General features: G+C 42.5%; 22 protein-coding genes and 2 pseudogenes. 12 read left to right on the top strand and 12 right to left on the bottom strand.

The window, feature by feature from the left end; translation table 11 throughout:
• The first annotated feature begins 45 nt into the window (after positions 1–45).
• The 5 genes from HXY43_RS02310 (at position 46) to lepB (ending at position 6,820) form a co-directional block, all read left to right on the top strand.
• Complete coding sequence (locus HXY43_RS02310) at positions 46–702, top strand: hypothetical protein (protein ID WP_290879411.1); 657 nt, start codon at positions 46–48, stop codon at positions 700–702.
• Positions 703–944: 242 nt separating this feature from the next.
• Positions 945–3,080, top strand: coding sequence for a cation:proton antiporter (locus tag HXY43_RS02305; RefSeq protein WP_290879408.1), 2,136 nt, complete (start codon positions 945–947; stop codon positions 3,078–3,080).
• A 338-nt stretch (positions 3,081–3,418) separates the two neighbouring features.
• Positions 3,419–4,354 carry a UDP-glucuronic acid decarboxylase family protein gene (locus tag HXY43_RS02300; protein WP_290879406.1) on the top strand — a complete coding sequence of 312 codons (936 nt, stop codon included), beginning with the start codon at positions 3,419–3,421 and terminating at the stop codon, positions 4,352–4,354.
• Between the two features lie 115 nt (positions 4,355–4,469).
• A complete protein-coding gene (locus HXY43_RS02295; protein ID WP_290879403.1) occupies positions 4,470–5,861 on the top strand; it encodes a UDP-glucose/GDP-mannose dehydrogenase family protein in 1,392 nt (463 codons plus the stop codon).
• Between the two features lie 386 nt (positions 5,862–6,247).
• The gene (lepB, locus tag HXY43_RS02290) at positions 6,248–6,820 is read left to right on the top strand and encodes a signal peptidase I (RefSeq protein ID WP_290879400.1); all 573 of its coding nucleotides are present in this window, start codon (positions 6,248–6,250) and stop codon (positions 6,818–6,820) included.
• A gap of 99 nt (positions 6,821–6,919) precedes the next feature.
• Here the strand turns inward: lepB and HXY43_RS02285 are convergent, their stop codons facing one another.
• Positions 6,920–7,462: a ComEA family DNA-binding protein gene (locus HXY43_RS02285; RefSeq protein ID WP_290879398.1), complete on the bottom strand. Its 543-nt coding sequence runs from the start codon at positions 7,460–7,462 to the stop codon at positions 6,920–6,922.
• A gap of 108 nt (positions 7,463–7,570) precedes the next feature.
• A complete protein-coding gene (locus tag HXY43_RS02280) occupies positions 7,571–7,945 on the bottom strand; it encodes an NINE protein (protein WP_026730972.1) in 375 nt (124 codons plus the stop codon).
• 337 nt (positions 7,946–8,282) lie between these two features.
• Between HXY43_RS02280 and HXY43_RS02275 the strand changes: the two genes are divergently transcribed.
• Positions 8,283–8,606, top strand: a complete 324-nt coding sequence (locus HXY43_RS02275) for a DUF1825 family protein (protein ID WP_026730971.1) — start codon at positions 8,283–8,285, stop codon at positions 8,604–8,606.
• Positions 8,607–8,739: 133 nt separating this feature from the next.
• Here HXY43_RS02275 and HXY43_RS02270 read toward each other — a convergent pair whose 3' ends face one another.
• Positions 8,740–10,659: a transglycosylase domain-containing protein gene (locus tag HXY43_RS02270; protein ID WP_290879393.1), complete on the bottom strand. Its 1,920-nt coding sequence runs from the start codon at positions 10,657–10,659 to the stop codon at positions 8,740–8,742.
• A gap of 176 nt (positions 10,660–10,835) precedes the next feature.
• Here HXY43_RS02270 and tyrS point away from each other — a divergent pair, with 176 nt between their 5' ends.
• The 3 genes from tyrS (at position 10,836) to HXY43_RS02255 (ending at position 13,496) form a co-directional block, all read left to right on the top strand.
• Positions 10,836–12,005: a tyrosine--tRNA ligase gene (gene tyrS / locus HXY43_RS02265; protein WP_290879439.1), complete on the top strand. Its 1,170-nt coding sequence runs from the start codon at positions 10,836–10,838 to the stop codon at positions 12,003–12,005.
• A 139-nt stretch (positions 12,006–12,144) separates the two neighbouring features.
• On the top strand, positions 12,145–12,864 hold the full coding sequence (gene pyrF / locus HXY43_RS02260) for an orotidine-5'-phosphate decarboxylase (RefSeq protein ID WP_290879390.1): 720 nt from the start codon (positions 12,145–12,147) through the stop codon (positions 12,862–12,864).
• Positions 12,861–13,496, top strand: coding sequence for a hypothetical protein (locus HXY43_RS02255; RefSeq protein WP_290879387.1), 636 nt, complete (start codon positions 12,861–12,863; stop codon positions 13,494–13,496). Before pyrF ends, HXY43_RS02255 begins: the two co-directional genes overlap by 4 nt.
• Before the next feature lie 19 nt (positions 13,497–13,515).
• Here the strand turns inward: HXY43_RS02255 and HXY43_RS02250 are convergent, their stop codons facing one another.
• Both HXY43_RS02250 and HXY43_RS02245 read right to left on the bottom strand, forming a co-directional pair.
• On the bottom strand, positions 13,516–13,833 hold the full coding sequence (locus HXY43_RS02250; RefSeq protein WP_290879384.1) for a hypothetical protein: 318 nt from the start codon (positions 13,831–13,833) through the stop codon (positions 13,516–13,518).
• A gap of 236 nt (positions 13,834–14,069) precedes the next feature.
• Complete coding sequence (locus HXY43_RS02245; RefSeq protein WP_026730966.1) at positions 14,070–14,456, bottom strand: hypothetical protein; 387 nt, start codon at positions 14,454–14,456, stop codon at positions 14,070–14,072.
• Between the two features lie 229 nt (positions 14,457–14,685).
• Here HXY43_RS02245 and HXY43_RS02240 point away from each other — a divergent pair, with 229 nt between their 5' ends.
• Positions 14,686–17,226, top strand: a complete 2,541-nt coding sequence (locus HXY43_RS02240) for a hypothetical protein (RefSeq protein ID WP_290879379.1) — start codon at positions 14,686–14,688, stop codon at positions 17,224–17,226.
• Positions 17,227–17,384: 158 nt separating this feature from the next.
• Here HXY43_RS02240 and HXY43_RS02235 read toward each other — a convergent pair whose 3' ends face one another.
• The 3 genes and pseudogenes from HXY43_RS02235 to HXY43_RS02225 all read right to left on the bottom strand — a co-directional run.
• Entirely contained in the window at positions 17,385–17,909 is a 525-nt protein-coding gene (locus HXY43_RS02235; protein ID WP_290879437.1) for a uracil-DNA glycosylase, read from the bottom strand.
• A gap of 117 nt (positions 17,910–18,026) precedes the next feature.
• A pseudogene (locus HXY43_RS02230) lies at positions 18,027–18,440 on the bottom strand (hypothetical protein); the annotation flags it as partial.
• A 108-nt stretch (positions 18,441–18,548) separates the two neighbouring features.
• A pseudogene (locus HXY43_RS02225) lies at positions 18,549–19,157 on the bottom strand (uracil-DNA glycosylase family protein); the annotation flags it as partial.
• Positions 19,158–19,438: 281 nt separating this feature from the next.
• Here HXY43_RS02225 and HXY43_RS02220 point away from each other — a divergent pair.
• Positions 19,439–20,104, top strand: coding sequence for a phosphoribosyltransferase (locus HXY43_RS02220; RefSeq protein ID WP_290879377.1), 666 nt, complete (start codon positions 19,439–19,441; stop codon positions 20,102–20,104).
• A gap of 111 nt (positions 20,105–20,215) precedes the next feature.
• Here the strand turns inward: HXY43_RS02220 and HXY43_RS02215 are convergent, their stop codons facing one another.
• The 4 genes from HXY43_RS02215 to thrS form a co-directional block, all read right to left on the bottom strand.
• Entirely contained in the window at positions 20,216–20,455 is a 240-nt protein-coding gene (locus HXY43_RS02215; RefSeq protein ID WP_290879374.1) for a hypothetical protein, read from the bottom strand.
• A gap of 325 nt (positions 20,456–20,780) precedes the next feature.
• On the bottom strand, positions 20,781–21,086 hold the full coding sequence (locus HXY43_RS02210; protein ID WP_290879371.1) for a type II toxin-antitoxin system RelE/ParE family toxin: 306 nt from the start codon (positions 21,084–21,086) through the stop codon (positions 20,781–20,783).
• The gene (locus HXY43_RS02205) at positions 21,071–21,259 is read right to left on the bottom strand and encodes a hypothetical protein (protein WP_367161453.1); all 189 of its coding nucleotides are present in this window, start codon (positions 21,257–21,259) and stop codon (positions 21,071–21,073) included. The genes HXY43_RS02210 and HXY43_RS02205 overlap by 16 nt, the downstream gene beginning before the upstream one ends.
• Before the next feature lie 66 nt (positions 21,260–21,325).
• The gene (gene thrS, locus HXY43_RS02200; RefSeq protein WP_290879367.1) at positions 21,326–23,173 is read right to left on the bottom strand and encodes a threonine--tRNA ligase; all 1,848 of its coding nucleotides are present in this window, start codon (positions 23,171–23,173) and stop codon (positions 21,326–21,328) included.
• A gap of 675 nt (positions 23,174–23,848) precedes the next feature.
• Between thrS and HXY43_RS02195 the strand changes: the two genes are divergently transcribed.
• On the top strand, positions 23,849–24,187 hold the full coding sequence (locus HXY43_RS02195) for a DUF2605 domain-containing protein (RefSeq protein ID WP_290879365.1): 339 nt from the start codon (positions 23,849–23,851) through the stop codon (positions 24,185–24,187).
• Positions 24,188–24,293: the final 106 nt, after the last annotated feature.

Raw genomic sequence — 24,293 nt, 5'->3', positions numbered from 1 at the left:
TGACTTTTGAATGCGTGACTTTTGAATGCGTGACTTTTGATAACTATGCGTCTTCCCCTGCCACAATTTAACAGAGGCGATCGCCACCCCAACCACTTTGCGGAGGTGGTAGAAACTACTACTTGCGAGTTTTTAGCCCAGTGTCTGGAACCGGAAGACTTAAGCTTTCCCCCTATGCCCCCCTTTGGCAGTTGGGTTTGTTCCGTGGATGAAGAATCAGGCAATCAAGTGTATGCTGTGGTCTACCATGCCACAACAATGCCCATCGATTCCGTACACAGACCAGTGGCTCTAGGATTGTCGCTACAGGAGTTGCGAGAAGAACAACCCCAAATATTCGCCATGCTTAAAACCGAATTCCGTGCTGCGATCGTAGGCTTTGCAACAGGCTCCAATATACGGGGTTTTAGTGCTCGACTGTATCAGTATTTACCTCCTCGTCCACCGCAAATTCATCAACCAGTTTATCGATGCGAAAGTGAAGCGATAATTAAATTTACCGAACAGCTAGATTTTTTGCGGACACTGCTTTTTGTCAACGGTGCGCCAGTAGATTCTTTGACCGCAGCAGCCATTCGCGAGGTATATCAGTTACGTAAAGCTGATCGAGAATGGCTCATCCAAGCCGGACGTACCCTGAGCGTATTGCTCAAAGACGACTACGATCGCCTGCGGTTCATTTTGAGTCAAATCCACCCATAGGTAGTTCGTTCCTAGATAATTGCTTAGTTAGTGTAAGTAAAATTTTGATATTTATCGTCCGGGTAGCTTCTGCTGTTATTTCGTCACTAGGGGTGTAAGTGGATAGGGGTGTAGGGGTTTAGTGAACAAGATATTTCTTGCTATTCTACACCCTTTAATCCTTATACCCCGACCTTTGATCGTGATTCGAGGATTGCCCTAGGAGAATCACAGTCCCACCATCACCCCTGCAATTCCTACCTATGGAACTGATCTCACAAGTTCTTGCTGTTGAAGATACTGCCCAAGTTCTCACTAAGGAACCCATTATTCCCTTTGCTATTCTGCTGGTGGTCATTTTAGTCGTACCCGTCGTATTTGAGCGACTACGACTACCAGGACTGGTAGGTTTAGTGCTATCGGGGGTAGTACTTGGCCCCTATGGCTGGAATATATTCCAGACAGAATCGCCTGTTATGAGCCTGCTTGCAGACATTGGGTTAATTTATTTGATGTTTGTAGCGGGTTTAGAAATTGACTTAGAGCAGTTCCGCCGCCAAAAAAGTCAAGTTTTCGGCTTTGGCTGCTTGAGCTTCAGTATACCTCTGGTGGTGGGAATCTCGATCGGTCGGAGTTTTGGCTTTGGCTGGAATGAGGCTGTACTAGTTGGTTCTATTTTGGCTTCCCACACGCTTTTAGCATATCCCCTCATTAATCGCTTGGGAGTAATAAACAACGAAGCAGTCAGTACGACTATTGGGGCCACGGTTTTAACGAACTTAGGCGCACTACTAGTATTTGCCCTATGTTTAGCTGCCAACACTGCCAATTTGGGTTTTTGGCAGAGCATTCCTTTATTTAATTCACTAATTATTTACACCATTATCGTTTTGCTTGGCTGCAATTGGGCAGGCAAAGAATTTTTTCGGCGTTCGGGAGACGATGAGGGAAATCAATTCTTGTTTGTGTTGCTTTCTGTATTTCTTGCTGCCGTAGGTACCCAATTGATTGGGGTAGAAAAAATTGTTGGAGCCTTTTTAGCTGGTTTGGCAGTAAACGAGGCGGTTGGCGAAGGCCCGGTAAAAGAGAAAGTGGTTTTTGTTGGCAGCGTACTATTCATCCCAATTTTCTTTGTTCATTTAGGCCTGCTCTTTAATCTGCCTGCCCTTTTCAGCAGTATCACCACCATTCAATTAACGCTGTTGCTTGTAGTAGGTTTAATTGCCAGCAAATTTATCGCTGCTTTTGGGGTGAAGTTACTTTATCATTACAACTGGCAGGAAATGTTAACTATGTGGTCGCTGTCATTACCCCAGGTGGGTGTGACATTAGCCGCAACTTTAGTCGCGTATCAGAATAAGTTGCTATCGCTAACAGTATTAAATAGTGCGATCGCCTTAATGTTGCTGACATCAACCCTAGGCTCGTTGATGAGCAGTCGGTTTGCCGTTGGTTTGACTTCCGCGATTGGGAAGGAAAAACCGTCAATAACGCCACCATACACCGATTCTGGAAAAAGAGACAACATTCCTTTTACTATCGTTGTACCAGTCCATAATCCCCAAACACAGCAGTATTTAATTGAAATGGCGGCGTTATTGGCACGTCAGGCAAATGGCAGGATTATACCGTTAGCTATTGCCACTGCAACAGCTCATATGGATGCACCTAAATTAGAGATCTCTCTAGAACGTAGCGAACGTTTGCTGCTTAAAGCTATGGCCTTGAGTAAAGTATTGGGTGTGGAAGCAGAACCATTACTGCGAATCGATGATGCCTTTGCACAGGGAATTAGCAGATCGGCACGCGAACAAAAGGCTAATTTAATCTTGATGGGATGGGGTAAACGAACTGGGTTGAGGGCGCGTTTATTCGGTAATGTGATTGATAGTGTTTTGTGGTCATCACATTGCCCAGTGGCGGTGACTCGTTTGGTAGAATCACCGAAAAAAATTCAGCGGATCTTGGTGCCAGTAGAAAATTTAATGGCACCAACATTGCAACCGATGCAATTTGCCCAGATGCTCGCAGAGGCAAATCAAGCGCAAGTAACCGTGTTGAATGTATGCGAACGCCGCACTAGTTCCAGCAAGATAGCGTGGAGGCGATCGCAACTTTCTCTACTGGTATCAAAATTAGCTTTAGCTAATCCACCAGAGATTCAAATTATTGCTCATGAAAATGTTGCTCAGGCCATCTTGCAGGCAGCACGATTATATGATTTAGTCGTGCTACCTTTTGTACGTAATCGCACTAGTCCAGGTGGTTTAGCTATTAGTGATGTCACAACTCAGTTAGCTAGACAACTTACCTGTTCTATTGTCATGCTTGGGGAACCACAACGCACTCAATCAACAGTTCTACCAGCGGGTGTTCCCGGTTCTACGGCAGTTGTGTAATTTGTTGTTCGTTGATTGTTGGTTGTTGTTCGGTGGTTGCTTCCAAACAACAAACAACAAACAACAAACAACATTTCCGACTTTAAAAAACTTTATATTTTTAAAGATTTCATGAAATCTTAGGGAAAAGATCGGTATTTCCAGAAGATGTTTGATAATTTTGCTTAAAGCATTGTTCAGCAATTGAATATAAACATAAAGACTCACATACAAAGGAAATTTGACTAACATTAGTTCTTTAGATACTCTTACTTGTGCTGTATTTTCTTTCTTTGAGTGGGTACTCTAAGCACAAGCACAATAGCAGCTGTTGAATATCTATAACTACTTGGAAAACTATGAGAATTTTGGTGACGGGCGGTGCTGGGTTTATTGGTTCCCATCTAATCGACCGACTAATAGCTGACGGGCACGAAGTCATTTGTTTGGATAATTTCTATACAGGTCACAAACGTAACATCCTTAAATGGATGAATCACCCCTATTTTGAACTTATCCGCCATGACATTACTGAACCAATACGCTTAGAAGTCGATCAAATTTACCATTTAGCTTGTCCTGCTTCCCCAGTACATTATCAGTACAACCCAGTTAAAACTGTTAAAACCAACGTTATGGGGACGTTGAATATGTTGGGGTTAGCTAAGCGCGTGAAAGCACGCTTTTTATTAGCTTCCACAAGTGAAGTTTACGGCGATCCAGAAGTTCATCCCCAAAGCGAAGAATATAGGGGTAACGTCAATCCCATCGGACTTCGTTCATGCTATGACGAAGGCAAACGTATTGCTGAAACACTAGCATTTGATTACTACAGACAAAATAAAGTTGATATTAGAGTTGCTCGCATCTTTAATACCTATGGACCTCGAATGTTAGAAAATGACGGTCGGGTAGTGAGCAATTTGGTAGTTCAAGCGTTGCGGGGTATTCCTTTAACCGTATACGGTGATGGTTCACAAACACGTAGTTTTTGTTACGTTTCAGACTTAGTAGAAGGGCTGATGCGATTAATGAATAATGACTACACAGGACCAGTCAATCTAGGAAACCCTGATGAATACACAATTTTAGAATTAGCCCAGGCAGTCCAAAATCTAATCAACCCAGATGCAGAGATTAAGTTTCAACCACTGCCCGCTGATGATCCGCGCCGCCGTCGCCCCGATATTACCAGAGCGAAAACCTGGTTAAATTGGGAACCTACCGTTCCTCTGCAAGAAGGGTTAAAACTGACTGTAGAAGATTTCCGCGATCGTATAAAAAGTGGTCAATAGTCAATAGTCAATAGTCATTAGTCAAAAAATTTACTCTTGACTCTTGACCCTTGACTCTGGACTCTGGACTTATTCGTAGAAAATTAACCCCAAAAAAGTGAGGAATTAGAATAAGATGCGTGTTTGTGTTATTGGTACTGGTTACGTCGGCTTGGTTACAGGTGCTTGCTTGGCTCACATCGGGCATGATGTCATTTGTGTAGATAACAACGAAGAAAAAGTAAAATTAATGAAGTCTGGGCAGTCGCCTATATTCGAGCCGGGACTCTCAGAAATCATGCAGACTGCCATTGCTAATGGCAAGATCCAGTTCACAACTGATCTCGGTGCTGGAGTCACTCACGGGGAGATTCTGTTTATTGCTGTAGGAACACCGCCTCTACCCACTGGTGAAAGCGATACTCGCTACGTTGAAGCTGTTGCTCGTGGCATTGGTTCCCACTTAAATGGTGGCTATAAGGTGATTGTCAATAAATCTACTGTACCTATTGGCTCTGGTGACTGGGTACGGATGATTGTTCTAGATGGCATTGCCGAACGCCAAAAAACACTAGTGCCTGTTGGTGGGGGACACGATGAAGAAAAATTGCCTGAGATTACAGCCGAGTTTGATGTAGTTAGCAATCCAGAGTTTTTGCGGGAAGGTTCGGCAGTTTACGATACATTCAATCCCGATCGCATTGTTTTAGGTGGCAATAGCTCGAAAGCAACTGCCATGATGCAAGAACTGTATGCCCCAATTGTAGAGCGCAAGTACGCTGAAGACCAGTCTTTACCACCAGTGCCAGTACTGGTAACGGATCTCAGTTCGGCAGAAATGATTAAATACGCTGCTAACGCCTTTTTAGCAACCAAGATTAGTTTTATTAACGAAGTAGCTAACATTTGCGATCGCGTTGGTGCTGATGTCACCCAAGTAGCAAAAGGCATCGGTCTTGACTCCCGCATCGGTAATAAATTCTTAAACGCTGGTATTGGTTGGGGTGGTTCCTGCTTCCCCAAAGATGTAGCAGCGCTGATTCACACTGCTGATGACTACGGCTACGAAGCACAGTTACTCAAAGCTGCTGTTTGCGTCAACCAACGCCAGCGCCTAATTGCTGTAGAAAAACTCCAGCAAGCACTGAAAATCCTTAAAGGTAAAACTGTTGGATTACTCGGTCTTACCTTCAAACCTGATACCGATGATATGCGCGACGCCCCTGCACTCAATCTGATCGAGCAGTTGAATCGACTGGGAGCTAAAGTTAAGGCATATGACCCGATTGTTTCCCAATCTGGTTTGCGTGATGGTCTTTCTGGTGTTCTGGTAGAAACAGACCCAGAAAGACTTGCCGATGGTTGTGATGCGTTGGTATTAGTAACCGAATGGCAACAGTTCAACCATCTTGACTACGCTAAGATGGCAAAATTGATGAACCACCCGGTCATGATTGACGGTCGTAACTTCCTCGACCCTGAAACAATGTTGAGAGCTGGCTTCCAGTACATTGGTGTAGGGCGATAATAGAGATGTAATGAGCCGCTAGTTATTAACTTCCACAAAAAGCCGACTGGGACTATCATCTTACCAGTCGGCAATTAGCTTTTTATAAGGAGGAAAAACTGAAAGTATACTAAAGCTTGTCTGATAATTATAAATTTTTCGACTAAGATTTTGAATTATTTTCTCTATCATCTAATCTAAGTATTGTCTTGAATTATACATTTCAATCTATAATTTAGCTTTGATAGTCTGAAAAATACCTGAGTAAGCCTAAATAAAATATACGTACTGATACTTATTAATTTGCAATTTGTGAAACATATCTTGCTTATTAAAGATATATTTAGCTTAGCGTCAAAATAATTAAAGTGTTTGTCTAACTTTTGAACCTAATTCTTAAATTTTGTATGACCCCTCAGGAAAGTAATGCAAAAGAAGCTTCTGCATCGTCAGGAGTGGGACGCAGTTTGCGGGAAAATTTGGGTTTGATAGCTATTGCCTTAGTTTTAGCATTCTTAATCCGGACTTTTATTGCCGAACCTCGCTACATCCCTTCAGATTCAATGGTGCCAACCTTACATACAGATGATCGCTTAGTGGTAGAAAAAGTCTCTTACTATTTTCACCCTCCACATTCAGGCGATATCATCGTTTTTCAACCTCCCGAAGAACTCCAACGACGGGGATATCACAAAGACCAAGCTTTTATCAAACGCGTGATTGGGGAACCAGGTAAGATAGTTGCCATTAATAGTGGCAAAGTTTACATTAACGGAAAACCCTTACAAGAAAACTACATTGCCGAACCACCAAATCAACCGTTTCCACCAGTACAAGTCCCTGAAAATGAGTTTTTTGTCATGGGAGACAACCGCAACGATAGTAATGACTCTCGTTACTGGGGCTTTTTACCAAGAAAAAATATCATTGGTCGGGCAGTGTTTCGCTTTTGGCCGCTTAGTCGAATTGGGTTTGTTTAAAAAATAGTTAGTGGTTAGTGGTTAGTGGTAAACAACTAACAACTAACAACTAACAACTAACTACTAACAACTAACTACTAACTACTAACAATCCTTCACCTAAAATCTGAGATAATACATCAGCTGGGCAAGGATATCACCCGATAGATTTAGCCGTTGCTGGAAATCTACTAAGTTACGGTACAGCCCAGCTGATTGGCGGTTTTCGACTACTGCTTGAGCCAGAGACGCATCTATAAACGGTACTTTTAGCAAGCTTTCAATCGTTGCTGTATTGGGATTAATCACATAGGTAATATTATTTACAGCTTCGTCATCGTAATAACTAAAATTTAGAATTGGTTCTAAAGGCTTGAGTCGCTGTATCGATATACTCAAAGCCGCAGCTAGATCTTCAATACAGTAAAATTTAACACCACTACGCGAAAGTTCTACAAGCGATCGCGCTTGGTGAATCGATAACCCTGGCAGGCGCAACCAATCATCTACAGTTGCCTGATTAGCATCTATACGGATGCCTAGGGATGCAGCGATCGCAATTTCCTCTGCTGATTGGAGTCGGTAGTAAGGATCGTTGAGCAGTTTAGAACGTAGTTTTTGCAGCCTAGGGTTGAGTGTAAATGGCAGCCTGTTTTGGTTCATGGTATTGGTGGATAGTGGATAGTGGATAGTGGAAAAAACCGATTATGACTACTAACTACTAACTACTAACTACTAACTACTAACTACTAACTACTAACTACCAACAAATCAAGAAATTTGGTCGAGTAACTGACGGCGTTTTTGCTCAAATTCATATTCAGAAATTAGTCCATCCTGACGCAGAGCATCTAATTCACGCAAAGCATCAGCGATCGCTCCAACTTGATTTGCCCCTGACTGCACGGAACGAACCACTGACTTGCCTTGATTAAAATTCTGATCGAAGGTTTCTTCATCCTGAGCTAAATACCAAACACCCTCTATAGCACTAGCTACCTTGGGAATCGGTGTCCAAGAAAGCAATAGGTATAAAAGACCCCACAGAGGCTGTCCCAAATAAAACTTATGTAAACCTGAAATTGTCAGCGTGCCAGCAAAAGCTAAAATTGCAGCAACACTCCGGCTTTTTCGCTTAGTCAGCATTTTCTTATCAACCTACCACTACCACATTTCTCACGGCAAGACAGCCATAGTAGCAAAGGACATTCATAAAATCAGCATTGCTGCTATCAAACTTTCAACCTCTGAATATATTGTATTAATTTAAGTCTGGTGCTACTAGCCAAATCTCATGACCCTTGAGTTTTGACTCTGGACTCTTGACTAATAACAGTCAAGTGTTGATATCTCGGTAACAAACCGTACTCTAACCGAAGTCTGTTTCTGATGTTAGTTACCTAGACTAAAATAAAGCTAAAGACATAAGTTTAAGATAAAGGTGAGCTACTGAGCATCGGTACTCATTTGATATAGAAGCAACATGGGATTCTTTGACTCTGAGATTGTTCAGCAAGAAGCGAAACAGCTGTTTGAAGATTATCAAGCGCTGATCAAACTTGGCAATAGTTACGGCAAGTTTGATCGCGAGGGTAAAAAGCTGTTTATTGAGCAAATGGAAGCAATGATGGAGCGCTATCGCGTCTTTATGAAGCGATTCGAGCTATCGGAGGATTTTATGGCGCAAATGACTATCCAGCAGTTGAAAACTCAGCTTAGTCAGTTTGGCGTCACACCACAACAAATGTTTGACCAAATGCAACTCACTCTAGAGCGCATGAAAGCAGAGCTAGAAAAACAGCCTTAGAAACCAAGGGCTAAGAGCTAGCTAGGGGCTAGAGAGACATTATTCTAAAATCAAAACTCTAAATTCAAAATCCTAGTTCTTAATTTCTATCTCTGATTTTTGATCGTCCCTTAGTCCATAATCCCTAGTCCCTCTACTTTTTAGGGCGAGGAAACTGAGAAATAGGCTTGAAGTTCTCCACTGGCTCGTCTTTGAGCGCCCTAACCATAAAGTCGCGCCAGACGGGAGCAACCATAACACCACCTGTCGCACCGCGAGCCAATTGTCTATTGTCGTCTCTGCCCACCCAAACAGCTGTTGTTAGCTGGGGTACAGTACCGACAAACCAAATATCTTTTTCTGAAGAAGTAGTTCCTGTCTTACCAGCAGCTGGGCGACCAATAGCAGCATTTTTACCAGTACCATCAGTAATTACCGAGCGCATCGTATCGATAGTTGCCGCTGCTGCCCAAGGTTCCAAAACTAGCTGGGGTTTGGGAGTATTATCTAGCAACACATTACCACGACTATCAGTGACGCGGGCAATTACCGTTGTCGGTGACTGCCAGCCATAATTGGCAAAGGTAGCATAAGCGGATGCCATTTCTAAAGGCGTTACACCAATAGCACCAAGAGGCAAAGAAGTCACTGGCTCCATCGGACTCATAATCCCCAAGGTACGGCAAGTCTCGACAACTTTATTCATGCCTATAGCCTTGCCAATCTTAATTACGGGGACGTTACGAGACAGCTTTAAAGCAGTACGAATTGACATTGAGCCGCCATAACTACCATCGTAGTTTTTCGGGCTGTACCAACCACTGCCATCTCGGTAACTGACTGGAGTATCGTAAACCACCGTTTCTGGCCCGTACTTACCAGTAGCAAAAGCAGCGTAGTAAACAAAGGGTTTAAAAGCAGATCCTGGTTGCCGATAAGCTTGAGTTGCTCGGTTAAACTCACTAGTTCTGGAGTCTACACCACCCACCAATGCTTTTACATAATGGGTGCGGGGGTCAATTGCCACAAGGGCAATTTGATTTTTAGATAACCCTTGACCGAGAAGTCTTTTATGCCATTTACTGACAGTCTCCTCTGCCATTGCTTGAAACTTAGCGTCAACCGTAGTTTGTACCCGCATTCCGCCTTTTAGCAGCGCCTCGCGACCAAATTTTCTCGCTAACTCTTGGGAAACAGCGTTGGTTATATAAGGCAGGGCGCTACCTTGGAATGACCTAATTCTACCCAGCTTAATTTTTTGTTGCAGGGCATCGTCGTACTCTTTTTGCGTGATCCAACCCAAAGAGAGCATCCGCCCCAAAACCTCTTTCTGTTGGTATTTGGCCTTTTCCATGCTGATAAAAGGGCTGTATTGTTCTGGCGCTTGGATCAAACCCGCCATCATTGCCGACTCAGCTAAGGTTAAATATTCGGCCGACTTGTTAAAGTAACTGCGCGCTGCCGTTTGTACACCATAGTTGTTGTGACCCCAATACACTTGATTGAGGTACATTTCCAAAATTTGGTCTTTTGTAAGTATTTGTTCTAGGCGAATTGCCAATACCGCCTCTGCTATCTTGCGGGTAAATTCACGTCTCTGAGACAAAAACAGGTTTTTCACCAGCTGCATAGTAATGGTGGAACCACCCTCACGCACTCCACCTGCTATCCAGTTGGTGATAACTGCACGCCCCACACCTTTGGGGTTAATGCCGTGGTGATAGTAAAAGTCGCCATCCTCGCTTGCTAGCACTGCCCGTTTGAGTTCCGGAGAAATTTTATCTAGGGGTACCACTTCACGGTTGGCTTCACCGTGGATACTGGCTAACAACTTGCCCTTGATGTCATAAATGTAAGTAGTTTCAGAAGGGAAAAAACTGCGTAGCTGCCTAACATCGGGCAAATTGCGGAAACTAATGGCTAAGCCAACCAGCCCTCCCGCTACAATAGAACTCGCCAGCATGGTGATTGATAGTAAAGTACCGCCAGCTACCTGACCTACTCCTTTCAAAAACTCGACGCCAGATGAAGGGCTATTTTGGGATTCCTTATCTTCAAAAGTGCTAGACGACACGGCGTTCTCACTTCCTCACTTGTAAATATAACTATAATTTCTTTGGCGCAGTAAGGCGGTTAATTTTTTGCAATTATATTAGTTTGGCAGATAAAAGAGCGGAAGCATTGCTAGTGACTATAACCTACTTAACTTCTATAGTGCAAAGCATTGATAACATTCAACATCCTATTAGTATGGCGCAGAATTTTTCTTGGTTACGTCGTGGCGTAGTCGAAATTTTTCCACAACCAACTGACTCAGACAGTGAAACTGAAAGTTTAGAAAAGCGCTTGGCGACAACCGACCGACCTTTAAGGGTCAAGTATGGAATTGACCCTACGGGTGCGGAGATTCATCTTGGTCATACCATACCAATGCGAAAGCTGCGAGCGTTTCAAGATGCTGGCCATACAGCAGTGCTAATCATTGGTGATTTTACGGCACGCATAGGCGATCCTAGCGGTAAATCCGAAGTGCGTCGCCAATTGACCCAAGAAGAGGTCGAGAAAAACGCCCAGACGTACCTTGACCAAGTGCGGCCTATATTGGATTTTGACACACCTGGAAGGTTAGAGGTAAGGTACAATTCCCAATGGCTCTCCAAACTGGATTTAGGAAAAATTTTGGAGTTGCTTTCAACCATGACAGTAGGGCAGATGCTAGCAAAAGAAGGATTTGCTGAACGTTATAAAAAAGAGAATCCAATTTTCCTACATGAGTTCCTTTATCCGTTGATGCAGGGCTTTGATTCTGTGGCTATCGAAGCAGATGTGGAATTAGGTGGTACTGACCAGAAATTTAACATAGCAGTTGGGCGAGATTTGCAGCGCCATTTTGGACAAAAACCCCAATTTGGGTTACTGCTGCCGATTTTAATTGGCACTGATGGCGTGCAAAAAATGTCTAAGTCTTTAGGGAATTATGTAGGATTATCAGAACATCCAACTCAGAAGTATCAAAAGTTGCAAGGTGTGCCCGACCATTTGCTGGAACAGTATTTTGAACTGTTGACGGATTTACCGCTGGAAAAACTGCCAGATAATCCACGCGATCGCCAAAAATTGCTCGCGCAAGAAATAGTCCGGCAGTATCACGGACATGAAGCCGTCAACAACATTGAAGCAGGTGATGTACCCGAATTTTCTCTATCTAAAGTAGAATTCCCGGCAAAATTATCCTATATTCTCAATGTCAGCGGCTTGTGTAAAAGCGGTGGGGAAGGAAAGCGGAAAATTCAAGAGGGTGGCGTGCGGCTAGATGGCGATCGCATCACCGATGTTGATGCCTCTTTCCAAGCACCTGGTGAATTGCATGGACGAGTTTTGCAATTGGGAAAAAATAAGTTTGTCCGACTTGTAGAGTAATTGGGAATGGTTAGTGGATAGTGGTTAGTGGATAGTGGTTAGTGGATAGTGGTTAGTGGATAGTGGTCAAAGAACTACTAACTACTAACTACCAACTACTAACTACTAACTACTAACTACCACAAGGTTATAACCAAAAATGAACACGAATGACAAAATTATTGTGCCTTTAGATGTGGCTGATGAGGCAGATGCGATCGCCCTTGTCGAACAACTGCCACAAGTCAGCTTTTGGAAAGTTGGTTTAGAGTTGTTTACTAGTACGGGGCCGAAGATTCTCCAAGAGTTAAAATCCCGGCAAAAGCGAATTTTCCTGGATTTGAAGTTTCATGATATCCCTAACACCGTCGCTGGTGCCTGCCGTGTAGCGGCACATTACGGTGTTGATTTGCTGACTATTCATGCTACAGCTGGTAGAGATGCCCTGAAAGCAGCAACGGATGGAGTGCAAACAGGGGCAGCACAAGCGGGTGTACAACCACCAAAGCTAATTGCGATTACACTGTTAACTAGTATTTCTTCCCGACAGTTGGCGTTTGATTTAAGGATTCCTTTAGAATTGCCAGAGTATGCTTTAGAAATGGCACTGATGGCGCAAGAAACTGGATTAGATGGGGCGGTTTGTTCGCCTCAAGAGGTAGCGCAGTTGCGAGATAGTTGCGGGAGTGACTTTGTGTTAGTTTGTCCGGGAGTGCGTCCTACTTGGGCAGATAAAGGAGATCAAAAGCGATCGCTTACTCCAAAGCAAGCACTGCAAGCAGGAGCAAATTATCTCGTCATTGGTCGTCCTATTACTGCTGCTGCCGAACCTGAGTTAGCCTGGAAAAGAATTTGCGACGAGTTAGCAACGGTGACATGAAGTCCAAAGCTAGGAAGAAAAAGTATGGCTTGTGGCTTGTAGCTTGTGGCTTCTGGTTTTTCATCTCAAATTGGCTTGATGACCAAGCATTCGCGCAGAACCTTACCTCCCCTAACCCCTTGCCGATAGCACAGGAGAATGATAAAGATAGGGTGAGGTCTGTTTGCTTAGAACAAAATATAGAAACATTAACTACGCAACTTCTGCGCGATTTACCTAGTTATACTAATCGAATTATTCAACGCGCTCGCCGCCTCAAGAGGTCAACCGACGTTTACGGTTATATTCTAGTCGCAGGAAAACCAGAGTTTACACCGCTACCTCTAAACCCAACCGAAGATACTGGCGCAGAATCAAAAAACGCTTCCAAAGGTGTTGAACAAGTGTTTTTTACTACTTTAGAGCGGCAGTATGTAGGTGAAAAAGCCGTAGAATTACAACAATTCCATTGGTTATTTTTAACAAAAGCCAAGAGTGGTTGGTGGATGGTGACAATGTTTTCTCAAACTGGTTCCTATCCAAAGAAAAATCCCCCGACCCCCCCGCGAGATAGCAGTAACGGCGCTGTTGCCGAAGGAATTAAGACGTGGTTAAGAGATTGTCGTGCTGGAAGTGTGCGATTTGGGAATTAAAAAATAAAGTACTCAGCAACTAAACTTTGGAAGAAGGATGCAGAGTCTTCAGATTTTCGGTCAATTCCTCTAATTTTTCACTCGACTCTTTGGCAATTTGGGTACAGAATGTTGTTGAAAGTAGCCCTGTAGCTGCTGTGACTGTTCCTTCAGTGGCTTTGCCACCAATTAGAAGACCTGCACCAATCGCACTGATACTAATGGAAACTATGAGTGCTACAACAGAGAGGTTAAAGGTCTGCCGTGCCTGACGCAGATGTTCTTGGAAGACATCCAGTGTCATTTTCAGGTAAAGCTCAGAGTGGGAAGTATCGGAGGACAAAGGTTCATTTGTCATAGGATGAATTCAGTTAAATTTGTGGTTATTTAGTAAATTCACTTTTTTCTCCCAGTGATTATTTTGTTTTGTTGATTGCAGAAAAAAAACGGATGTGCAAAGCTGAAGCTTCAGCAGCATCCGTCGTGGTTGTTCCCATCGATGAGCTGTTAACAGAGATTTATTAGATTATTCGGATTTATTCAAAAAATGCATGAGGTGAAGCTGCGCTACCATTACTCCAAGATCGGCAACGCTTAATTCCAGGGCTTTATTCCGTGGACTACTGATGGCCAAAACTGGAACCCGTATCGACCGTTATCTGCACTATGTAGGATCAAAATAGTCGCATAACCTTGCTGTAGACGAAAAGTCTCAAATAATGCGCTATTAAGTTTTGCTAGAACCTGTTCTACGGTTTCCAAGGTTTCCCGCTGTCTAGACAGCGGAGGCGTATTCCAGACAGCTAGGTCTTCTCGTGCAATTGGGAAATATTGATAATCTCCGCAGCGGCACTCGACTTTGTACTGACCTTGATAAGGGCAGCATCGGATTTCTATAAGTCCAGTGTGATTAGATTGTTGAAACCCAGCTATCCTTCGTTCGCAGTAGTCAAGAATTTTCTCTACTGCTTCGGGAGGCATAATCTAGTTTTACACTGTAAATATCATGTGCATGTAAATATTAAAATCATATTTAAAGGCAAGATTTTGTATTTTAAAATACAAAAAAACAGTTTTTTTGTAAGTTTACTGAACATGTAAATTGTAAAGTGATTTATAATTGACATTATGTATACATAAATACAAAAAATAGATGTCGTTTCTGTTTAAATGTCAATAGGATTTACATTTAAGAATTATAATAAAGATCATGAGCAGAGAAGGCGTTGGAAACCAAGAAGCACTACGCGAGATGCTTCAGTTTTTCCTAGACAAAATGGGAGCAACGCAGGTAGAACTCTCAGAAGGAATGGGTGTTAGCCGACCAGTCGTAATTGATTTTTTGAATAAGGGAAAGGAACGATTGCCGGTTGACCGTGAAGGATTGATCAAACTGTGCAATAATCTTCACAATCGTAGCGCATCCAAGAAAAAATCAAAAAGAGAGAGTGACAAAAACTCACAAGAAATAGAATCTAATCCTGACAAACTACGAAAGTTGTTGGGAGAGATTGGAGCTGACGAACTACTGGAGTCTGCTGGTTTCTTGCCAGAGAACCGCTATAGCATTATTCGAGTTACCCCAGAAAGGTTTTTTCAAGTTGCCAAGATAGCTGCATTACTTGAGTTGCTAGAATTTGAAGATTTACTATCTACAACCCAAGAGTTCTTCGCAATTGTAAGCAACAAGATAGCAATTGCCAGCAAAGAACTTTTTCGAGGACATCGCCAGTATCATGACAATGATTCTCTAGGATATCTCATTGATAACCTTTGGAAATCTCAGCCAACACTGGGCTTAAAACTGAGACTGGAAGTAATTGATAAGCTGCACCACGCTTGGGAAGGACTAAAAGCTGGAGGTAAGACAAACTTTACTCAGCAAGAAGCGATCGCACTTTTCCTTAGTATTGTGATTAAGGAACAAATGCCCAAAGATGCAGCTAATCTTCATATCAGAGTTAAAAAGCTGGAATTGCAAACTTTGTCCCAGTCTGTCAATCAGAAAGAGGAATATAGTGATGTATACCGTAAGTTCGTAGATATTGGTATTTGGGCAGAGCGCAATCTAAATACTCCGGGTGTATGCTCAACAACGCAACTGGAAACACAATCTCTTGATTCACTCAATCCAGTCATGATGGCGGTAGTAACTTGTAGCTTTAGTCATGATGACAAACCTAGTGAACTTCTTGAATGGATATATACCTCTAGCAACACAATGGTGGAGAATGCTATCGGTGCCTGTAGCTTACACATGGGTTTGACAAAGCAGATAGCTAATATCACATTATCAACAAAAACCCTCGATAGCAGCATTGATTCATTGGTTGAAACAACGGTAATTCTGGGAAATCAGCAACAGTATCAGGGGATTTGGGTTGACCGGGATTCGATGATCACTATGCTGCAAGCGATCGTCTGTGCAGCAAGGCAATGGGTAGCAGATCAGAACAGAAATGACAGACTCTACTTAGAAAAATATAGTTCAGTATGCAAAGTTCTCTCGGAATTGAGGAAGCGATTAAATATAGCAAGGAAAGCTTTTCAGAATTTTCAGTTTCTTGATAAAGAGTGTGAGTTTGCTGAGATTAAGAGGATTGCTGATACAGCTAGGGATGAATTAAACAAAATTCCCACCAAGGAGGATATTTACTTTTCATATCGGCTCAACTTCTACCGCTGCTATTTCCTTGCAAAGCAACTAGAACTGAGGCTGTCAATTTTCCAAGGCAACATAATTAATGCAAAACTGCTTATTCAAGAAATTAAAGAAGTTCTTGAGAAAGACCAAGAAGTCAAGCAAGAACTTGTTCCTATAGAGGCTTTACTACAGTCAGAAATCTATTTATATGAGCTTTCCTGCGGACATGAGGCAGATTTATTTGCACCCGCTCACAGAAGTAAGTGGCTGGGATTAGAAGGATGGGAGAGTAAAATTAGAGGTGCAATTAAACCAGGCTCTTGCTACAAAGATCCTGGTTTGGATGTTTATCAAGCCTTATCTGAAATTTATGGGAATGCTGCGCGGATAGAGTTTTATCTTTCAAATGAGAAAAATACACTTGAAGAAGCCGCAGAAAATTTTCTCAGAGCAGCTCATTATGCATCACGTATTGGTTTAACTCAGCGGATGGCTCGATGGCTAGCTTTAGCAGGACGAGTCTGGGTTCGGCTCGGAGATGGGAATTTGGCAATACAGGCATTAGCTTTTGCCGAGACACTTGCGAAAGCTGATTTAACAACTAGTCACAGCAATAATTTTTGCCAAGCAGTTCTTTCAGAAATTTATTTACTCAATGGAGAATATCAGCTTTTAATTCAAAATGACCCTACCAACGCTTTAGAGTGTTTTTTAAAGGCACTTAAGGGGTCTGTATACTTAGGCTTAAACCGTCGGATGTGTGATGCACTCTTCAATATTTCCAGGTGCTCGAAGAAGCTTAGCAACTTGAGCATTAAAGGAGGACTGAGCAAGGTTTTTAAGGAAGACGATCAGTTAACTAAGTCAAACAAAAGCAAACTGAATAAAATGAGCAATTACACTTCCGAGAAAGTTTTAGATTTACTGTGTAATCTATGGAATGGAGAAGACAATCCTAACTGGTTTCAAGTGCAGGGTGAATTTTCTAAGCTGGCTGCCGATACTTGGCAAGGATGGCATCGTGATACATCTGAGTCTGGTTCAACGACGAAACACCCCATTGCCAAGTGTATAGAAAGCGAATCTTGGCTTTGTCAAGTTAATTGAACATTGTGGTGCGTTAGGACGGCGTTCTAACGCACCTAATACTAGTGGTCTACCACACCAAGTTTGCTGAGTTCGTAGTAAGCACTTTAGTGCTTAATTGAGCGCTAAAGCGCTCACTACGAACCATATCAAACCATTAAAGTTCGATTGGCAGACTACTAGTCCTTTGCTGTCAGAATTTCATCGTACTTAGCACGCACAGCTTGAATATCTTGCCACATCAACCACTTGGGACTACCAACTTCACGAGACTGATTACGCAGCAAGTAAGAAGGGTGAAAAATCGGCATGCACAGACGTCCTTCCCACTCCATCCAAGTTCCGCGAATTTTGGTAATCCCTCGCTTATCGTTGATTAAAGCTTTAACAGCGGTTGCACCCGTCAACAGAATAATTTTGGGGTCAACCAGACGAATTTGTTCCAATAGATAGGGTTTACAAGCCGCCATTTCTTCAGGTGTCGGAGTCCGGTTGCCGGGGGGACGGCAATTATGTACAACGCCTGCGGGTGTTACAAAGTTGGCTGTATCTTCAACATCTATGCAGTATACCAGATAGGAATCTGGCTTTGGTGGTAATAGTGTTTTGTTAACTGGTTTCCAGTAAGTTACAACAGTTTCTTCTTGGTAGGCTTCCAAATTAAAGGGAATACTGTGCAATTCCTCTGGTAATTTGTACCGCATAGAAGAGGGTATATATTCTGCAATATTCTCTAAAAATCTAATTCCTTCGCCATATCTGAAACAAAGTCTCCAAGTAGATCTAAAAACGGCATAGGTCTGATAACCTTGACTTGCAAAATAATTAATAACTTTTTCAACAGTTTCTTTTGTAACGTCTCCTAACGCGATTTCAACATTAATATCTTGTCTGACTTTTCCATTTTTGGTTTTTCTCCTCCAATAACCATCATCCATGTACCAGATGGCTAAACCAAAGTTGTCTAGCTTTTGTAGCGCTGCAAAGGGAAAGTCTTTTTTACCATTGGCATACCATTCCTGACGTAGATCGTGCAGGTAGTAAGTTTTCGCCAATCCCATACTAATGGCTCTATGACTATTGCCATTTTGGGTTTTAGCCAGATATTCTCTCAGTTGTGGTCGAAAACCATTTAAAACTCTTGTTTTGAGTTTTAAATAAGCTTCCTGCTGAATACTGTGATTTTCAAGATATGCACCATTAGAACCAATACAACTATCACCTAGCAAAGAACCTAGTAATACTTGTAAGCCTCTTTCTCCAGGTGCGGGTGTACCAGTGGCAACTAAGTCATCATCTTGTAATTCTTCAACTGTAATCCAGCCTCGTTGGGTGAGAACTGGATGATCGCCTGTGGCAATATAGCCTACTTCACCTTTGTTACTACTTTTGCCATTTTTGAAAGACACCTTATAAAGAGGTCTACCTGCAAGTTTTGACCTATACCAACCAGTGACTTTCTTCCAAACAAGGCTACCATCATTATCAACACTCAAAACCTCACCATCCCAGTGGTTTTTCACAATCCAGTTCAGTCGTTTGGCTCCATGTTTAGTGAAAACTCTTGTGTCACCGTGAAGGCATTTATTGACATTGGATATGTATACATCTTTCTCAGTATCTAGTTTGACAGATGCCAAAATTTTCTCTAGTAACTGTCCTGCTTTTCCGACAAACGGTAATCCGGTTTCGTCTTCATTTTGACCTGGTGCTTCCCCCACAATCATAATGGGTGCTTTGAGGTTCCCACGCCCAACAACTGCATGAGTACGGGTGTCTCCCAATGAACAACGATGGCACTGGTTGCAATGCTGTGCCAATTCAGTCATATTGGCATATGTCCCTGGAGGAATGGGAATTTTGGCGTCCGTGGGAATCAGTTCTTTTTGGTCAAAGTTGGATTCCTCAGAGTTGGATTCCTCAAAAAGGCTGAGTTGATGTTCGTTACTCATGAAACTTGAAATATTAATGTCAGCGTAAGCTATCTAAATCTAAGTAAAATATTGAGTCGAAAATAGTCCGTGCTAAAAACAGCAGCAGTGCTTTTTTGTATATGTTTATACTAAATACTATAAACTCTTCTGCATGTTTCTAGATACTTATACTTAAGTAGTGTATAAACTTTTCAAAAATGAAAGCTTTTCCCAGTTTAACAAAATACGAATATTAATTCACTTCAATAAAAATCTGTCAAGATCGAAGCAATGGCATTGTCATATGCTGGGGAAAAACCATGCCGCATACCCCACTTTTTAGCCATCGCACTCAAGCCGGAGAGGAACTGGCACAAGTTATCCATAAGACTCTCAATCAGCAAGCAAATGAATCTGGGATAAAGCCAGCACCAATCGTCTATGCTTTGCCGCGAGGAGGGCTAGAGGTGGCGGCACCAGTTGCACAGCTTTTGAGTTGCCCGTTGACGATATTAGTAGCAAAAAAGATTAGCCATCCTGAAAATCCAGAGTTAGCAATTGGTGCGGTAACTGCTTGCGGTAATGTTCTTTGGGCTCAACCAAGAAGAATGTACCAAAGACAGAATTTAGAGTGGCAAAAAACAGCTTTAAATAAAGCTATTAACCAAGCTAAATCCTTGGAAGCAGAATTAAGTTTTGCTTGTCCGCAGGTGAATGCAGAAGGCGCAACAGTAATTATTGTTGATGATGGGATTGCAACGGGAATGACTATGGCAGTAGCTGCTGCTGCTACCAAAAGACATTCTCCAAGACAGGTTTGGCTATGTGCGCCTGTTGCACCTCTGAAATTACTACCTTGGTTGCGTCAGTGGGGCGATCGCACAATCGTTTTGGCAACACCGGAACCATTCGCAAGTGTTAGTAATTTTTATCTAGAATTTCCCCAAGTAGAAACAAGTGAAGCTCTAATGTATCTTCAACAATAAAATAAAAGGAGTTGCCAGCAGCAAGGAAACTGATTAGAGGAATATATCATATTGTTTTCTTGATTGCTGCTATTTCCTCAGGCGCTTGAGCAACTAATTGATTTCTAGAACCTATCCCACTAATAAAATCCGGTTAATCCAAATGTGAATTGTGGCTAAAGGAAGAAAAGCGTTGAAGCAGTCCGAAATTCGCTCCCATCGCACAACGAGACGGCGATATTTTCTTTGATACCAGGCGAAACAACGTTCTTGCTGAAAGCGCGGAACAGAAATCTTAATTGGTCTACCCCGATTTTTTCTATTCTTCCAAACACGTTTGGGCCACTGAGGTCTGATTCCACGTTTACGCAAGGCAGCACGTTTATCCTTGTTACAGAGCAAGTTACTTATACCAAGTTGCGTTCAGACATAGCAATAGCAATTATTGCCCTCTCCCCTTCCCCTCTCCCAAATTGGGAGAGGGGTGCCGACAGGCGGGGTGAGGGAAGTACTATCTTTGACTGCAAATTAGTATGAGACAGGTTTACTGCTTGCAGAAGCGCAAACAGCTTTCCGCAGAATGCAAACGAACACGATTTGCCCAGTATAAAAACTAGGGTGCGCCCACTGTGCTACTTCTAATCGTTAGAATAGGAAAGCAGGCATTAAGGAAGATACCAAATTATTTATCCTCTCCTCAGTCGCTCTCAAAATCATATTTATCCAACAGTTTCTTTCCATAAATCACTGCGGCAACAGTGACAATATCTCCCTGAATGCGATAGATGATTCGATAGCTGTACGCCAAATGTTCTCTGATATTATCGTTGCCGAACTCTGGTACGATGCGACCGGAAAAAGGAGCTTTACTTAAGTTGACACTTGTGTCAAGTATCTTTTTCACTACTGTCGCAGCGTAGGAAGGCGAGTCACGAGCTATATATATGGCAATTGCTTCTACATCTTCTAATGCTTTGGGAGACCATTCTACTTGATAAGCCATTTGTTCAATCGTTCTTCGGCCTCATTTTGCATTCTTGTTCCTTGATGATCGGCTACTTCCAAACCGCGACGGACTTTTTCAATGGCATACAAATGATATTGGACATCTTCAATTGAACAATTATCAGGTAACTGCTTCAAAAGAGATTGTATCTTTTGTTTTGTAGAACTCATAATGTAATTTCTAGTAAATTTATATTGCAATACTATTTGGGTGGGCATTGCCCACCCTAGATGCTGTTAAAAATTCTCGAAGTTAGTTATTGCTTCCTTTATCTTATCTAAAACTTCACCAACAGCGATAGTCCCCAGCTCCCCATTTGCGCGAGTGCGGATGCTCAAAGAATTAGTTTCAACTTCTTTGGCTCCTACCACAGCCATCACGGGGATTTTCTCTTTTTCAGCATTGCGAATAAGTTTACCTAGGCGATCGCCACTGGTATCTACTTCCGCACGAATCCCTTGGGCTCTCATTTTCGCTGCTACTTCTTTGGCAAAATCTAACTGGACTTCACTAACTGGCAGTAATCTGACTTGCACAGGCGCTAACCACAAGGGGAAATCCCCCGCGTACTCTTCGATTAAGATACCAATGAGTCTTTCCAGGGAACCAAAAGGCGCACGGTGAATCATTACCGGACGTTTGCGAGAACCATCTTCGGCGACATATTCCAAATCAAATCTTTCTGGCAAGTTGTAATCTACCTGCACCGTTCCCAATTGCCACTCTCTTTCCAAAGCATCCTGGAAGATAAAGTCGAGTTTGGGGCCATAGAAAGCTGCTTCCCCAACACCTTCAAAGAAATTCATTCCCAAGTGTTCGACAGCGCGGCGAATGGCATTTTCGGCTTTATCCCAAACTTCATCGGAGCCAATGTACTTATCGCTAGTTGGATCGCGGAAACTGAGTCTGGCTTTAAAGTTCTTCAGTTGCAGTTTGTTGAATACCGACAGAATCAAATCCACGACATTGAGGAATTCGCTATCTAGCTGTTCTGGCGTTACGAACAGGTGCGAATCATCGACTGTGAAACCGCGCACCCGCGTTAAACCCCCTAATTCTCCAGATTGTTCGTAACGATAGACAGTGCCAAATTCCGCTAACCGCATCGGTAATTCTCTATAGGAGCGTAACTCACTTTTATATATTTGGATGTGGAAAGGGCAATTCATTGGCTTGAGGACAAAGCCCATTTCTTGGGCTTGGGCTTCTTCATCTTCTGCCATCATTGGGAACATATCTTCTTTATATTTCTGCCAGTGTCCAGAAGTCTTGAATAAGTCGACTCTGGCAATATGTGGCGTTACCACTGGTAAATAACCGCGCTTGAGTTGTTCTTGCTTGAGGAAATCTTCCAAAAGACTGCGTAGGAGGGTTCCTTTGGGTGTCCACAGTGGCAATCCCGGCCCCACTAAGTCAGAAAATATAAACAATCCCAGTTCTTTACCAAGTTTACGGTGATCGCGTCGCAGTGCTTCTTCTTTACGCCGCTTGTACTCTGCTAGTTGTTCTGGGTTTTCCCAAGCAGTACCGTAGATACGTTGTAGTTGCGCTTTGGTTTCATCCCCACGCCAGTAAGCGCCAGCAACGCTTTCTAATTCAATCGCTTTTGAGTTTAACTCTTTGGTGTTTTCTAGATGCGGTCCGGCGCACAAATCCCACCATTCATTTCCCAGGTGGTAGATTGTAATCGGTTCCTCTTTGATATCTGCCAGGATTTCTAACTTATAAGGTTCGTTAATCTCCTTAATCCGGCGTTCTGCTTCGGCGCGGCTTACTTCTTCTCGAATAACAGGCAATTTGCGATTGATAATCTTATCCATCTCTTTCTTGATGGCTTTGAGATCCTTGTCGGTAAATGGCTCTGGATTATCAAAATCATAGTAAAAGCCGTTTTCAATCCACGGGCCGATTGTGACTTGCGCCTTGGGAAACAGCTTTTGCACTGCCATCGCCATTACGTGGGATGTTGTGTGGCGGATTTTTTTCAGCTTTTCAGATTCACTTGTACGCGGCAAATAAATTTTTTTTTCAGGTTGTTCTGGTTGATTAGGGTGTTCAGAAGACGACATTGGCGGCTGATCCATTGGCGAAGTAATTGCTTGCGTGTAACTTATTCGACTGACTATATATTAACGACCCCGATGTCATCCAACGCTCGATCTTGAAAAGAAAGCTTCTATGCAGTAGATGCTCGTAAGAGGGCTTCCTATAGGGTGGGCAATGGGCAATGGGTATTGGGCAAAGATAATCGTTAAATCTCTATTCCCAATGCTCAATTTCCGATATCCAATGCCCTATGCCCCAATACGGTTCAGTTAGCACAATTTAATCTTTGGAGATCCCCCATTATCCCCCTTAAAAAGGGGGACTTCAATACTGTTGTTCCCACCTTTTCAAGGGGGGCTAGGGGGGATCTAAATCTTAACTGAACTGTATTGCCCTATGCCCCATTTCATGCGTTGTGGTGATGTACGCAAGTGTCTATATTAATTTTGATAGAAATTCTAAAAATCTTACCTTTTTTAAACTGTAATTATTTACTTAATACTATTTCGATTTTTCCTGCAAACTCAAAAAATATCTAAAGTCTCTGCCCCAAGGTTATGTACAAAAGCTCTTATAGATATATATAATACTAATAATGTAGCTCTTGTTACAGATTTTTTAATGTTTATAACTTAAACGTGATAATTTCTAAATGTTAAGAATCGTAAATCGCGTTAATATTAGTAAGAAAGTTAGAAATATGCTTGTCAATTATGCGAGACTCGAATTTACCAGAGACTGAGTTGCTAAAAACAGTTTTGCAACCACTACTGGAAGATTTTCAATACTGGTTTGCGCGATCGCGTAATTTTCTGGAAACAGAGCAACTTTCTTTTTTAAGTAGCCAGGAGCAATCTGCCTTGCTAGAACGAGTCAAGCAAGCCCAAGAAGAAGTGAACGCGGCAACAATGCTGTTTAACGTAACGGAAGGACAAGTTGGGATTGATATGGCAACCTTAATGCCTTGGCATCAATTGCTATCAGAATGCTGGAAGGTGGCAATGCACTTCCGTACTGAAAACGCAAATCCGCAGCAGCAAGACGGCATATAAATTGAAGAAAATTCCTTAACAACATTTCTCGCTTAACAAAATCATGTATCTTATCAAACTTTAAATTCGCATTATCTGCATAATTACCGCAAATATAGGCACACAA

The sequence above is a fragment of the Fischerella sp. genome (assembly GCF_013388695.1).
In the GTDB taxonomy this organism is placed as follows: Bacteria; Cyanobacteriota; Cyanobacteriia; order Cyanobacteriales; family Nostocaceae; genus PCC9605.
Note: the sequence above shows the minus strand (reverse complement) of the source record. Positions and strands in the feature narration are given on the sequence as shown.